Raw genomic sequence first — 12932 nt, forward strand, 5'->3', positions numbered from 1 at the left:
TCAGGCAGCGCCCAGGCGCTCACCGAGGTTCTCCTGGCGCAGGATGTCGAACAGCGCCTGGGCCGCGGTGGACAGCTCTTCCCCAGGCTTGGTCAGGATACCGATGGCCCGCTCCACCACCGGGTCGTCCAGGGTCAGGCAGTGTCCGCCCAACTCGCGCATGTGCTGGGCACACAGGGCCGGCACGGCACTGACGCCCAGGCCGCTGGCGACCATGCGCCCCACGGTCGCCAACTGATGGCTTTCGAATTCCACCGGCAACTGCACGCCCCGGGCCCGCAGGTGGTCTTCGAGCATCACCCGCACCGTGGATGGCCGCTGCAGGGTGATAAAGGGCTCCTGCAGCAAGGTCCGCCAGTCGATGCGGCTGCGCTGCGCCAGGGGCGAATCCTGGGGCACCACGGCCACGAAACGGTCGACGTACAGCGGGGTGAACAGCAGGGAGCTGCTGTCCTGAGGCTCGAAGGCCACCCCCAGCTCCACCTCGCGGTCGCGGACCATCTCCAGCACCTGCTCGTTGACCACGTCGTTGACCGTGACGTTGACCTGGGGGTAACGGGCGCGAAAGTGCTTGAGGATCGGCGGCAGCAGGTTGCCGGCAAAGGACGGCATGGCCGCCACCGTCACCCGCCCGCGCTGCAGGGTGAAACGCTGGCGCAGCTCGTCCTCGGCGTTGTCCCAATCGGCGATCAGCCGTCGCGCCAGGGGCAGCAGCGCCTCGCCTTCCGGGGTCAGGGCCACATTGCGCGTATTGCGCGTGAACAGGCGCCCGCCCAGCCCTTCTTCCAGGGCCTTGATGGTCAGGCTCAGGGCCGACTGCGACAAGTGCAGGCGCTCACAGGCCAGGGCAAAACTCAAACTGTGGGCCACCGCCAGAAAGGCCCGTATCTGTTTAACCGTCATCTCTCATCCTAGGGAGGGCAGCGGCAAGCTATAAGCCTCAAGCCTCAAGCCTCAAGCCTCAAGCCTCAAGCTTGGAGCTTGGAGCTTGGAGCTTGGAGCTTGGAGCTGATTATGCTGTTTTTAAAATCAATCAACCTTAAAAATCAACTTAACAAATCAATCCCGCAGCGCAACACTGATCCGCAAACGGCTGGCCAGCCGCCAACGAACAAGAAAGAGGATGGTGCAAATGGCAGGTTTCGATAAGCGTGTGGCGTCCTACGAGGAAGCCCTGGAAGGTCTGCAAGACGGCATGACCGTGATCGCCGGCGGCTTCGGCCTGTGCGGTATCCCCGAAAACCTGATCGCCGAGATCAAGCGCCGCGGCACCCGCGACCTGACGGTGGTGTCGAACAACTGCGGGGTCGACGGTTTCGGCCTGGGGGTGCTGCTGGAAGACCGCCAGATCAGCAAGGTGGTCGCTTCCTATGTGGGTGAAAACGCCCTGTTCGAGAAACAGCTGCTCAGCGGCGAGATCGAAGTGGTGCTGACCCCCCAAGGCACCCTGGCGGAAAAAATGCGCGCTGGCGGCGCCGGCATCCCGGCCTTCTTCACCGCCACCGGCGTCGGCACCCCGGTGGCCGAAGGCAAGGAAACCCGCGAATTCAAGGGCCGCACCTACCTGATGGAAGAGTCCATCACCGGTGACTTCGCCATCGTCAAGGGCTGGAAGGCCGACCATTTCGGCAACGTGATCTATCGCCACACCGCACAGAACTTCAACCCCCTGGCGGCCACCGCCGGCAAGATCACCGTGGTCGAAGTGGAAGAAATCGTCGAGCCGGGCGAGCTGGACCCGACGCAGATCCACACCCCCGGCATCTACGTCGACCGGGTCATCTGCGGCACCTTCGAGAAGCGCATCGAACAGCGCACCGTGCGCAAGTGATCGCCCTTCCCCAGCCCGACTAACAAGGACAACCAACATGGCTCTTACCCGCGAACAAATGGCTCAGCGCGTCGCCCGCGAACTGCAGGACGGCTTCTACGTCAACCTCGGCATCGGCATCCCGACCCTGGTGGCCAACTACATCCCCGAAGGCATGGAAGTCATGCTGCAGTCGGAAAACGGCCTGCTCGGCATGGGCGCCTTCCCTACCGAAGACCAGGTCGACGCCGACATGATCAACGCCGGCAAGCAGACGGTCACCGCGCGCATCGGCGCCTCGATCTTCTCCTCCGCCGAATCCTTCGCGATGATCCGCGGCGGGCATATCGACCTCACCGTGCTCGGCGCCTTCGAGGTGGACGTGCAGGGCAACATCGCCTCGTGGATGATCCCCGGCAAGCTGGTCAAGGGCATGGGCGGCGCCATGGACCTGGTGGCCGGTGCCGAGAACATCATCGTGACCATGACCCACGCCTCGAAAGACGGCGAATCCAAGCTGCTGAACCGCTGCAGCCTGCCGCTGACCGGCGCCCAGTGCATCAAGCGCGTGCTCACCGACCTGGCCTACCTGGAGATCGAGAACGGCGCCTTCATCCTCAAGGAGCGCGCCCCCGGGGTCAGCGTCGAGGAAATCGTCAGCAAGACCGCCGGCAAGCTGATCGTGCCGGACCACGTGCCTGAAATGCAGTTCGCCTGAGGAGCCCCAACATGCAAGACGTCGTCATCGTTGCCGCCACCCGTACCGCCGTGGGCAGTTTCCAGGGCTCCCTGGCGGGCATTCCCGCCGTTGACCTGGGCGCCGCGGTGATCCGCCAGCTGCTGGCCCAGACCGGCATCGACCCGGCCCAGGTCGACGAAGTGATCATGGGCCAGGTACTCACCGCCGGCGCCGGGCAGAACCCCGCGCGCCAGGCCGCGATCAAGGCCGGCCTGCCCCACGCCGTGCCCGCCATGACCCTGAACAAGGTCTGCGGCTCGGGCCTCAAGGCCCTGCACCTGGCCGCCCAGGCCATCCGCTGCGGCGATGCCGAGGTGATGATCGCCGGCGGCCAGGAAAACATGAGCCTGTCCAACTACGTGCTGCCCGGCGCCCGCACCGGCCTGCGCATGGGCCACAGCCCGATGATCGATACCATGATCAGCGACGGCCTGTGGGACGCCTTCAACGACTACCACATGGGCATCACCGCCGAGAACCTGGTGGAAAAATACGGCATCAGCCGCGAAGCCCAGGACGCCTTCGCCGCCGCCTCCCAACAGAAAGCCGCAGCGGCCATCGAGGCCGGGCGCTTTGTTGACGAGATCACGCCGATCCAGATTCCCCAGCGCAAGGGCGAGCCGCTGAGCTTCGCCACCGACGAACAACCGCGCCCCGGCACCACCGCCGAGGCCCTGGCCAAGCTCAAGCCGGCGTTCAAGAAAGACGGCACGGTGACCGCCGGCAACGCCTCGTCGCTGAACGATGGCGCCGCCGCAGTGCTGCTGATGAGCGCCAGCAAGGCCCGGGCCCTGGGCTTGCCGGTGCTGGCCCGGATCGCCGCCTACGCCAACGCCGGGGTCGACCCGGCGATCATGGGCATCGGCCCGGTGTCGGCCACCCGCCGCTGCCTGGACAAGGCCGGCTGGACCCTGGACCAGCTGGACCTGATCGAAGCCAACGAAGCCTTCGCCGCGCAATCGCTGTCGGTCGGCAAGGAGCTGGAATGGGATGCGAGCAAGGTCAACGTCAACGGCGGCGCGATTGCCATCGGCCACCCGATTGGCGCGTCGGGCTGCCGGGTGCTGGTGACCCTGCTGCATGAAATGCTCAAGCGCGATGCCAAGAAAGGCCTGGCGACCCTGTGCATCGGCGGCGGCCAGGGCGTGGCACTGGCCATCGAACGCTAACGCTTCCTCCGTGGCGAGGGAGCTTGCTCCCTCCCACACCAGAGGCGCTGTTGCAGTTACAGCGCTTGCACCAGCCTGCTCAACTGCTCATCCAGACGCCCCGCCTCGCCCCGCAACGACTCGCAGAACCCCTCGACAAAACTCGATGACGGCCGGTAATCCGGGCGGATCAGCATCACCCGGTACGGCACCGAAAACTCCAGCGGCCGGATCGCCAGACCGCGCCCGACCTCCTCCATGGCGCTCAAGGGATTGATGATCGATACCCCGAGTGTCTGCCGCACCATGGCGCACACCGAGGCGGCGTTGGTGGTTTCCACCACCACCCGGCGATCGACCCCGGCCTGGCGAAAGTGCTCGTCCAGGGTCTGCCGGTAGATATCCAGGCCCGAGAGGTTGATGAAGTCCTGGCCGCGAAAGTCCTCCAGCGCCAGCCGTGGCTTGGCCAGCAGCGGATGGTGGTCCGCGAGGATGCAGACCATGTCGGCGCAGAACAGCAACTCGCCCTGGGTGCCCCGGGGCAGGTGCTCGCTTTCGGTCAGGCCCAAGTCATGGCGCTGGGCGCTGAGGGATTCTTCCAGCAGCGGCGACTCCTGGGCGGTGATGCTCAGGCCGATCCCCGGATGCTGTTGCAAAAAGCGCTTGCACACTCGGGGCAGCAGGGTCTGGGAGAACAGCGGCAGGCAGCTCAGGCTCAACTGGCCGTGTTCGAAACGGCGAATCGACTGGGCCACGCTGTTGATCCGCTCCAGCCCCACATAGGCCCGCTCCACTTCTTCCAGCAACAGCAGGGCCTGGGCCGTGGGCAGCAGGCGCCCGCCTTCGCGGTCGAACAGGCGCAGCCCGGAAAGGCTTTCCAGCCGCGCCAGTTCGCGGCTGACCGTGGGTTGCGAGGTAAACAGCAAGCGTGCAGCACCGGTGACGCTGCCGGCCTGCATGATGGCGCGGAAGACTTCGATATGGCGCAGGGAGATGTCCATCAACAGAGGCTCGTTCGATCAACCAGTCCATATCAAATCTGAATTGACCAACAAAGAATAGATATTTTATTGAATAGCCAATCATCGGCATGCTGCAACCACTCTCACTGACCACAGATTGCAATCGCCATGGCCATACCCTTCGCCCCCGCTCAACTCGCTGCCGCCGCCCGTCAATATGGCACTCCGCTGTGGTGCTACGACGCCGCCACCATCCAGGCGCGCATCGCCCAATTGCAGGCCTTCGACGTGGTGCGCTACGCCCAGAAGGCCTCGTCCAACCTGCACCTGCTGCGCCTGATCCGCGAAGCCGGGGTGCGGGTCGACGCCGTCTCCCTGGGGGAAATCGAACGTGCCCTACTGGCCGGCTTCAGCCCGGTGGAGGCCGGTATCGTCTTCACCTGCGACCTGTTCGACGAAGCCACCCTCAAGCGCGTGGTGGAGCTGCAAGTGGAAGTCAACGCCGGCTCCATCGACATGCTGCGCCAGCTCGGGGAGCAGTCCCCGGGGCACCGGGTGTGGTTGCGGATCAACCCGGGCTTCGGCCACGGTCACAGCCGCAAGACCAACACCGGCGGCGAGAACAGCAAACACGGCATCTGGCACGATCAGGTCGGCGAAGCCCTGGCGGTGATCCGCCAACACGGCCTGCACCTGGTGGGCCTGCACATGCACATCGGCTCCGGGGTCGATTACGACCACCTGGAGCAAGTGGGCGCGGCCATGGTGGCGGCGGTGAAATCCCTGGACCACGACATCGAGGCCTTTTCCATCGGCGGCGGCCTGTCTATCCCCTACCGCGACGGTGACACCCCGGTGGACGTGCAGCGCTACGCCAATGCCTGGAAGGTCGCGCGCCAGGAGATCGAGGCCTACCTGGGCCACGGCGTGCGCATGGAGATCGAACCCGGGCGCTTCCTGGTAGCCGAGGCCGGCTGCCTGGTCAGCGAAGTGCGGGTGGTGAAAACCGCCGGCCAGCACCACTTCGTGCTGGTGGACACCGGTTTCAACGACCTGATGCGCCCGGCCATGTACGGCGCCTACCACGGCATGAGCCTGCTGGACGCCGCCGGCCAGGCGGTGGACCGCCCGCAGCAGCTGACCGTGGTCGGCGGTCCGCTGTGCGAGTCCGGCGACATCTTCACCCAGGACGACGAATGCCTGACCCCGCGCCTGCTGCCCCAGGCCCAGGTTGGCGACCTGCTGGTGCTGCACGACACCGGCGCCTATGGCGCCAGCATGTCCTCCAACTACAACAGCCGGCCGCTGCTGCCGGAAGTGCTGTTCAGCAACGGCCAGCCACGGCTGATTCGCCGGCGCCAGCCCCTGGCGGACCTGCTGGCGCTGGAACTGGGGCTGTAACGCCCCGCTACCAGGGCTCCAGCTGCAGCCGTTGCGGCTGGTTGTCCACGCTGTCGTCCTGCTTGCGGGTCACCAGTGGCTCGCCGTCGGCACCGTAGAACTGCACCACCAGTTGAGCGTGATCGGGCTTCACGTCCAGGCGGGCAAAGTTGTCCGCCTGGGTGAAGGCCCAGGTGTGGTAGTCCATGGTCTGCGTACCGTCGAAGAGCGCAAAGCTGTCCGGCGTCTGCGGTGCCGTCGAGTCGTGCACGTACCCGGCCGGATCGCCGTCGGCAAAGGGAAAGGGCCAGTAGAACGCCGACGAGGTGACCGCGAAGCACTTCAACCCCTGCCCCGCGGCGCTGAACTGCAAGCGGGAAATGTTCGAGCAGTGAATGTCCCCGGAAAGAAACACCACGTTCTGCACCTGATGCTCGACCAGGGTTTCCAGTACGGTGCGGCGCGTGGTGGGGAAAGCCGACCAGGAGTCACTGTCGTTCTTGTGGCGCACGGCATCAGGGTCTGTGCCCACGGTATCCACACCGTTGGGCACGAAGACGCTGGAAGTGACCACGAACTTGGGCACGTTGCCCCGATCCTCCTGCATGTGCCGCAACCAGGCACACAGCCGGTCGAGCTGACCCGGTTCGCTGGGGTGCAGCGAGGGGCGGCCCAGCAGGTGGTTGTCGTCCAGGGCGTCCGGCACATCGTCGAGAAAGCGCTGGGTCCGGGTGTCGAGGACGAAGAACGGGTAGTGGCCACAGGAGAAGTCATAGAACAGCTGGTTGGTCTGCAACTGCTGCAGGTACTTGTCGTCGCCGGTCATGGCCCGGCTATGGACATAGCTGTCGGCGAAGCGTGGCCCATGACTCCACTGGTAGCTCATGTAGGCGCCCATGGCGAGGTTGAACAGCAGGCGCTTGTCACGGTCCTTGCGGATCCGGTCCTGGGTCCAGTTGTCCTCGATCTCGTGGTCGTCAAGGATCATGTAGGTGGGCATGTGGGCCAGCAGTTGGCGGATGTTCGGTGAGCCGAAGGCGCTGTGGTAGCGCTCCTCGAACTCCTCGAAGGTGTCCGCCAGCCCCACCGGCACCAGACGGTTGAACAGGTCGGCGTAGATCTGGTCGCCGACCATCAGCACCATCTGCGCATCGGCGTGTTCGCTCTGCATCGGCCCGAAGATCGTGTCGGAGTTCTTGCGTTTCCACAGCAGCCCCGGGTAGCGACAGGAGCCCAGCAGGAAGCTCAGGGCCGATGCCTGGCCGGGCACCGCACTGGCCCGAGTGGTGAACTCGGCCTCGACGTACATCTTGTCGGCCCCGCTGCGGTTCAAGTCATTGGCCCAGGCCCCGGGATCGGGCAGGCGCTGCACCACCGACTCGCTGGACACATCATCATCGTTGCTGCCCGCGTCATCGACGTTGAGCGAGGCCATGCGCACCCGGTAACGGGTGCCCGGCGTCAGCACAAAGGGCTTGAGCTGCTTGCGCGCGGCCTCGTTGCCCCACAGGCTGGTGTCGACCCCGAGATTGAAGGTGCCGGTGCGGTGGTACTCACGCCGCAAGCGAAAGTAGAAGATGTTGTCCGCCGCGACCCGGCCGTTGCTGCTCACCACGCCAATGACGCCGATGGTACGGATGTCCTCCGCCACGCCCTTCTCGTCCAGGGCATCGGACGCGGCGATCCATAAACGGCAGGAAGTGTCGGTGGTGTGCCCGACGATCGGGCCTAAGGAAGGAGTGCGAAGGGTGCTCACGATGACCTGCTCCTTGGTGGGGGTGTGCAGGCAAAGCCTAGCTCGGGCGTGACGCCCGACAAGCGTCGTCGAGCCGCCCTGACAGCCGGTCGGAGCAGGCGATGGCCAGGGCCGGCAGGATCAGCAGCGCCGCCACGCCGTAGGTCCAGTGCATGCCGCTGACGACCGCCTCGACGCTGGCCCCAGCAGCGGTTGGCGCTCGCGCCACCCAGGCGAACAACGCCCCCATGGCGGCCACGCCGCTGATCAGCCCGAGATGGCGCGACAGGCTCAGCAAGCCTGCCGTCAATCCCCGCTGCGCAGGCGCTGCATCGAGCATCACCAGGCTGTTGTTGGCCGCCTGGAACAGCGCATAGCCGGCGGTGACCAGGGCGATGGGCAGCAGGTAACCCGCCAGCCCCAGATGGCTGGGCAACAGGGCCAGCAGGCTGCAGCCGGCGAACAGTCCCAGCAACCCCAGGCGGCACAGTGGGCGAGCGCCGTAGCGATCCACCAGGCGCCCGGCGGGCACCCCGGCGAGGGCCGCCACCAGCGGTCCCAGGGACAGGCACAGCCCCACCCGGGCGGGGTCCAGACCCAGCCCGCGGGACAGATAGAAAGGCCCGACCACCAGAGTGGTCATGATCACCGTGGACACCAGCAGGCTGCCGATCAGGCCGCTGCGCAAGACCGGTCGGCGCAGCAGGGCCGGCTGCAACAGCGGCGCAGCGGCCCGGCGCTCGACCCGCATCAGCAGCCCGCCTCCCAGCGCCGCCACCAGCAGCAGCCCCAGGTTCTGCACAGCCCAGGGCCGTTCGCCCAAGGTCAGGGCCAGGGCATAGGCCCCCAGGCTCAGGGCCAGGAGCACAGTGCCGGCCAGGTCGAAGCCGGCGACCGAGGCTGACCGGCGATCCCGCGGCAGACTGCGCCAGGCCAGCCCCAGCGCCAGCAGTCCCAACGGCACATTAACCAGAAACATCCAGCGCCAGCCGCCACCGGCCAGCAACAGACCGCCCAGGGACGGGCCCAGGGTGGTGCCCAGGGCCGACAGGCTGCCCAACAGGCCCATGGCCGCACCGGTGCGCGCCTTGGGCAAGGCATCCCCCACCAGGGCCATGCTCAAGGCCAGCATCAGCGCCGCCCCCAGCCCCTGCAGGGCTCGGCCCGCCAGCAGCCAACCCAGGCCGGGGGCCAGCGCGCAGCCCAGGGAAGCCAGGGTGAACAGGACGATCCCGCCCAGCAGAAGGCGCCGTCGCCCCAGCAGGTCGCCCAGGCGCCCGGCGCCGGCAATCAGGCTGGTCATCACCAACAGGTAGGCGAGGACGATCCACTGCACCTGCTGGAAGGAGGCGGCGAACACCTCGGCCAGCGCCGGCAGCGCGGCATTGGCAATGCTGCTGTCCAGCGACGGCATCAGCATCGTCAGCGACAGGCTGGCCAGGACCAGGCGCGCCCGGGGCTCAAGCGCGGGAAGATTGGATTCGGGACGGGACATTGCACGGACTCCATCAAGGCATTGCCCGGCAGCCTATGCCCCGGCCCGAGCAGGCGGAAGACGCAGCAATTGCACTGAATGAATGCATGCAACGCCATGTCAGCGAGCGCCCTGTGCTAGATTCCGCCCATGTCGACACCCGATCTGAATCTGCTCGTCACCCTGGATGCGCTCCTCAGCGAAGGCAGCGTGGCGCGCGCTGCCCAGCGCCTGCAACTGAGCCCTTCGGCCATGAGCCGGGCCCTGTCGCGCCTGCGCCAGGTCACTGGCGATCCCTTGCTGGTGCGCGCCGGACGCGGGCTGGTGCCCACGCCCCGGGCCCTGGAACTGCGCCAGCAGGTCGGGCCGCTGGTGGAGCAGGCCCTGATGGCGCTGCGCCCGGCCCGGCAGATCGACCTCGGGCAGCTGCAACGCACCTTCACCCTGCGCAGCCGCGACGGCTTCGTCGAGAACTTCGGCCCGGCGCTGATCTGCCGCCTGCAGCAGCAGGCACCCGGCGTGCGGGTGCATTTCGTGCCCAAGCTCGATCGCGACAGCCAGCCCCTGCGCGAGGCCAGCGTCGATCTGGAAACCGCGGTGATCGCCAGCGACACCAGCCCCGAGTTGCGCACCCGGGCGCTGTTCCGCGATCGCTTTATCGGCGTGGTGCGCAGCGGTCATCCCCTGAGCCGCGGCCCGGTGAGCCTGGACCGCTACCTGGCCGGCCAGCACATCCTGGTGTCCCATCAGGGCCATGACCACGGCCGCCTGGACGAAGCCCTGCAGGCCCTGGGCCGGCAGCGGCAGATCATCACCCTGGTCAGCGGTTTTTCCGCGGCCCTGGCCCTGGCCCGGGGTTCGGACCTGATCGCCATGGTGCCCGAGCACCACACCCGTCATCTGCGAGCCGGCCTACACAGTTTCAGCCTGCCGGTGGCGCTGCCGGAGATGACGGTGTCCCTGCTCTGGCACCCGCGCATGGAGGCCGACCCGGCCCATCGCTGGCTGCGCCAGTGCGTGCACGAAATCTGCAGCGCTGCCGCGACCACTCTCGGCGACACCCAGTAGCGCTGACCCACCCTGAACTGCGAGCCCCTGCAATGCCTTCCTCCTCACCCGCTGTACCGGCTGCTCCCCTCAAATACCTGCCGGCCATCGCCGCCCTGCTCTGGGGCCTGTCGCTGGCGGCCGGCCGGGCGCTGCCGCAGTGGGACTATTTCCTGGAGAACTTCGCCGCCTACTGGCTACCCCAGGGGCTGATTCTCGGACTGCTGCTGGCCACCCGCCCTACCCCGGCGCTGTTCACCGGCGTGGCGCTGGCCCTGGCGGCGCACCTGCAGCTGTTCTGCCTGTGGATCACCTCCCCGATCGACAGCATGGGCTGGCTGTTCTATCTGTTCGATTTTCCGGGTGCGCTGGTCGGCGCCGCCATTGCCCGCTTCCTGGCCACGCACAGGGCCGCGGGCAAACCGCTGACGAGCGGGCTGCTGGGTTTTGGCGGGGTGGCCTTGGGGCTGTTGCTGAACTTTCAGCTGGTGCTGTTCAGCCAACACTGAATCGGGGCGACGACAGCGCCCCGCAGAGGGAGTTGAAACTCACCCGGACCGCCGGCGGCCCGGGTGAGTGAGTCTTCATCTGTGGCCCTGGCTCAGGTGCGACAAGCGTCCGGACAGGGCCTGCATGGCCTCGCTGACCTTGTCCAGGGCCTGGGCGTCCCGGGCGTTGTCCTCGCTGATGCCGTGGATGCGCACCGCCAGTTCGTTGATCTCCTGGGTCACATGGCTCTGCTGCTGCGCGGCCACGGCGATCTGCTGCGCGCGCTGGGAAATATCGTCGAAGCTGGTGACCGTGCTCGACAGGGCATCCGAGGCTCCGGACGCCTCGCCCACCGCTTCGCGGGTACGCGATTCACCGGCCTGGATCGCCTGCACCGCCTGGCGTGAGGCCTGCTGCAGGTCGCTGATCATGCCGCTGATCTCGTTGGCCGAGGTCTGGGTCCGACCGGCCAGGGTCCGCACTTCATCCGCCACCACGGCAAAGCCGCGGCCCTGCTCGCCGGCCCGGGCCGCCTCGATGGCGGCGTTGAGGGCCAGCAGGTTGGTCTGCTCGGAGATGGCCTTGATCACGTCCAGCACCGCGCCGACCTGCTGGCTGTCCTGCTCCAGGCGCTGGATCACCGCCGCCGCCTCGGCCATTTCCGTGGACAAATGCTGGATCGACTGACTGTTGGCCGCGACCCGCTGCTGGCCATCCTGCACCACCACCAGGGACTGGCGTGCGGTGTCGGCGCAGTTGTTGGTGTTCTGCGCCACTTCCAGGGCACTGGAGGACATCTGGGTAATGGCCGTGGCCAGCTGGGTGTTTTCCTGGCGCTGCTGCTCGGCGCGCTGGGCCAGGGTGCCGCTCAACTCGCCCAGGCGCCCGGCCTCGTTCTGCAGCTGCCGGGCTTCGCTGGCGATCTTCTGCAGCATCTGCCGCAACTGTCCGGCGTAGCGGTTGACCGCGCCGCGCAAGGCGCCGATCTCATCGGCCCGCGCCACGTGCAGTTCGGCGTTGTCGCTGGCCTGGCCACTGCCCAGGGCATCGATCTGCCGGGTGGTTTCTTCCAGCTGGGCAATCAACCGGTGGCCGCCCAGCCAGGCGAAGAACAACAGCAGGGCCAGCAATGGCAGGAGAAACACCAGGATCTCGGTGGTCATGGCCCGGGCCAGGCCGGTGACCTTCTGCTCCGGAGTCACCAGGCCGATGGTCCAGCCACTGCCGGGCATGCTGAACAGACTGACCCGCGCCGCTTCCTGCAGCCGACCATCCTGCTCAAGGTCCAGGCTGCGCACCTGGCCGGGGCTGCCCGCGGCCCTGCCCAGGGCCTCGGCCACCGGACGGAGCCAGGGCTGCTGTTTGCTCAGGGCCTCGAAGCTGAGCATCTGCCCGTCGGCACCGGCCTGGGCCTCGGGGAAATACAGCACATTGCCGGCCTGATCCAGGGCGAAGGCATAACCGCCGGTGACCGCGCCCTGCTCCTTGAGGAAACGCGCCAGGTCATCCAGGCGCAGGTCGACGGTGGCAACCCCGGCAAAGCGGCCATCCTGGCGATACGGCACGCTGCAGGTGGTCATCGGCACCCGGGTCACCGGGTCCTGATAGGCCTCGGACCACAGGCAGCGCCCGGGCGCGCTGTTGCGGGCGCCGGTGTACCAGGCTTCATGGTGATAGCCGGCGCTGCCGGCGGCGTTGTAGTCATCGGAGAACGCCAGGGGCCCGGCGTCGCTGCGAGCCCAGAAGAAGCTGCGGCGCTCGACGCCCGCCGCGAAGGCATCGGGCTCCGGCCAGATGCCGCCGCCGGCAATCGCCTTGTCGCCTTCATGGTCGATCACCTTGGGCAAGGTGGCCATGAACAACGCCTGCTCCTTGGGCAGCCCTTCCACCAGGTGGGCCATGCTGGCGGTCACGCCCTCGATCCCCGCCAACTGCAAGGCCAGTTGGCGGACGATGGCGCTGCCGGTCTGTTCGATCAATGCCGAGCTCGCCTCCACCACTCTGGGCTGCCCCCGCAGGGTCATCACGGCAAAAACCGCCAACGCCGTGAACAGCAACAGCAACACACTGCCGAGGGTCAAACGATGAGACAGACGAACCGGTAGCAAGGCCATGACGAACTCCATATCAATAGGCATTCAGAGCTTA

At 66.9% G+C, this 12932-nt stretch carries 11 protein-coding genes and 1 pseudogene; 6 read left to right on the forward strand and 6 right to left on the reverse strand.

The window, feature by feature from the left end; genetic code table 11:
* On the reverse strand, positions 1-903 hold the full coding sequence (locus tag ACMGG8_RS23065; RefSeq protein ID WP_060838644.1) for a LysR family transcriptional regulator: 903 nt from the start codon (positions 901-903) through the stop codon (positions 1-3).
* Positions 904-1132: 229 nt separating this feature from the next.
* Between ACMGG8_RS23065 and ACMGG8_RS23070 the strand changes: the two genes are divergently transcribed.
* The 3 genes from ACMGG8_RS23070 to ACMGG8_RS23080 are packed head-to-tail and all read left to right on the forward strand — an operon-like array spanning position 1133 to position 3718.
* On the forward strand, positions 1133-1831 hold the full coding sequence (locus ACMGG8_RS23070; RefSeq protein ID WP_060841913.1) for a CoA transferase subunit A: 699 nt from the start codon (positions 1133-1135) through the stop codon (positions 1829-1831).
* Between the two features lie 37 nt (positions 1832-1868).
* The gene (locus ACMGG8_RS23075) at positions 1869-2528 is read left to right on the forward strand and encodes a CoA transferase subunit B (RefSeq protein ID WP_060838643.1); all 660 of its coding nucleotides are present in this window, start codon (positions 1869-1871) and stop codon (positions 2526-2528) included.
* 11 nt (positions 2529-2539) lie between these two features.
* Complete coding sequence (locus ACMGG8_RS23080; protein WP_414158496.1) at positions 2540-3718, forward strand: acetyl-CoA C-acetyltransferase; 1179 nt, start codon at positions 2540-2542, stop codon at positions 3716-3718.
* Between the two features lie 56 nt (positions 3719-3774).
* Here the strand turns inward: ACMGG8_RS23080 and ACMGG8_RS23085 are convergent, their stop codons facing one another.
* Positions 3775-4698, reverse strand: coding sequence for a LysR family transcriptional regulator (locus ACMGG8_RS23085; protein ID WP_060838641.1), 924 nt, complete (start codon positions 4696-4698; stop codon positions 3775-3777).
* Between the two features lie 129 nt (positions 4699-4827).
* Between ACMGG8_RS23085 and lysA the strand changes: the two genes are divergently transcribed.
* A complete protein-coding gene (gene lysA, locus ACMGG8_RS23090) occupies positions 4828-6060 on the forward strand; it encodes a diaminopimelate decarboxylase (RefSeq protein WP_414158497.1) in 1233 nt (410 codons plus the stop codon).
* Positions 6061-6067: 7 nt separating this feature from the next.
* Here the strand turns inward: lysA and ACMGG8_RS23095 are convergent, their stop codons facing one another.
* Both ACMGG8_RS23095 and ACMGG8_RS23100 read right to left on the reverse strand, forming a co-directional pair.
* Entirely contained in the window at positions 6068-7795 is a 1728-nt protein-coding gene (locus ACMGG8_RS23095) for an alkaline phosphatase D family protein (RefSeq protein WP_414158498.1), read from the reverse strand.
* Positions 7796-7832: 37 nt separating this feature from the next.
* Positions 7833-9269: an MFS transporter gene (locus ACMGG8_RS23100; protein WP_414158499.1), complete on the reverse strand. Its 1437-nt coding sequence runs from the start codon at positions 9267-9269 to the stop codon at positions 7833-7835.
* A gap of 129 nt (positions 9270-9398) precedes the next feature.
* Between ACMGG8_RS23100 and ACMGG8_RS23105 the strand changes: the two genes are divergently transcribed.
* Both ACMGG8_RS23105 and ACMGG8_RS23110 read left to right on the forward strand, forming a co-directional pair.
* Complete coding sequence (locus tag ACMGG8_RS23105; protein ID WP_060838637.1) at positions 9399-10316, forward strand: LysR family transcriptional regulator; 918 nt, start codon at positions 9399-9401, stop codon at positions 10314-10316.
* Between the two features lie 32 nt (positions 10317-10348).
* A complete protein-coding gene (locus ACMGG8_RS23110; RefSeq protein WP_414158500.1) occupies positions 10349-10804 on the forward strand; it encodes a hypothetical protein in 456 nt (151 codons plus the stop codon).
* Between the two features lie 75 nt (positions 10805-10879).
* Here the strand turns inward: ACMGG8_RS23110 and ACMGG8_RS23115 are convergent, their stop codons facing one another.
* Both ACMGG8_RS23115 and ACMGG8_RS23120 read right to left on the reverse strand, forming a co-directional pair.
* Complete coding sequence (locus ACMGG8_RS23115; protein ID WP_414159973.1) at positions 10880-12016, reverse strand: methyl-accepting chemotaxis protein; 1137 nt, start codon at positions 12014-12016, stop codon at positions 10880-10882.
* A pseudogene (locus ACMGG8_RS23120) lies at positions 12002-12922 on the reverse strand (cache domain-containing protein); the annotation flags it as partial. The pseudogene ACMGG8_RS23120 and the gene ACMGG8_RS23115, both read right to left, overlap by 15 nt.
* Between the last annotated feature and the right edge of the window lie 10 nt (positions 12923-12932).

The organism is Pseudomonas sp. BNK-45 (assembly GCF_047456255.1).
In the GTDB taxonomy this organism is placed as follows: Bacteria; Pseudomonadota; Gammaproteobacteria; order Pseudomonadales; family Pseudomonadaceae; genus Aquipseudomonas.

Excerpts from the sequence above, each read along its gene's own strand:
- ACMGG8_RS23065 (WP_060838644.1), bottom strand. The coding sequence starts at position 903 with ATGACGGTTAAACAGATACGGGCCTTTCTGGCGGTGGCCCACAGTTTG.
- lysA (WP_414158497.1), top strand. The coding sequence starts at position 4,828 with ATGGCCATACCCTTCGCCCCCGCTCAACTCGCTGCCGCCGCCCGTCAA.
- ACMGG8_RS23085 (WP_060838641.1), bottom strand. The coding sequence starts at position 4,698 with ATGGACATCTCCCTGCGCCATATCGAAGTCTTCCGCGCCATCATGCAG.
- ACMGG8_RS23110 (WP_414158500.1), top strand. The coding sequence starts at position 10,349 with ATGCCTTCCTCCTCACCCGCTGTACCGGCTGCTCCCCTCAAATACCTG.
- ACMGG8_RS23105 (WP_060838637.1), top strand. The coding sequence starts at position 9,399 with ATGTCGACACCCGATCTGAATCTGCTCGTCACCCTGGATGCGCTCCTC.
- ACMGG8_RS23070 (WP_060841913.1), top strand. The coding sequence starts at position 1,133 with ATGGCAGGTTTCGATAAGCGTGTGGCGTCCTACGAGGAAGCCCTGGAA.
- ACMGG8_RS23075 (WP_060838643.1), top strand. The coding sequence starts at position 1,869 with ATGGCTCTTACCCGCGAACAAATGGCTCAGCGCGTCGCCCGCGAACTG.
- ACMGG8_RS23115 (WP_414159973.1), bottom strand. The coding sequence starts at position 12,016 with ATGCCCGGCAGTGGCTGGACCATCGGCCTGGTGACTCCGGAGCAGAAG.
- ACMGG8_RS23100 (WP_414158499.1), bottom strand. The coding sequence starts at position 9,269 with ATGTCCCGTCCCGAATCCAATCTTCCCGCGCTTGAGCCCCGGGCGCGC.
- ACMGG8_RS23080 (WP_414158496.1), top strand. The coding sequence starts at position 2,540 with ATGCAAGACGTCGTCATCGTTGCCGCCACCCGTACCGCCGTGGGCAGT.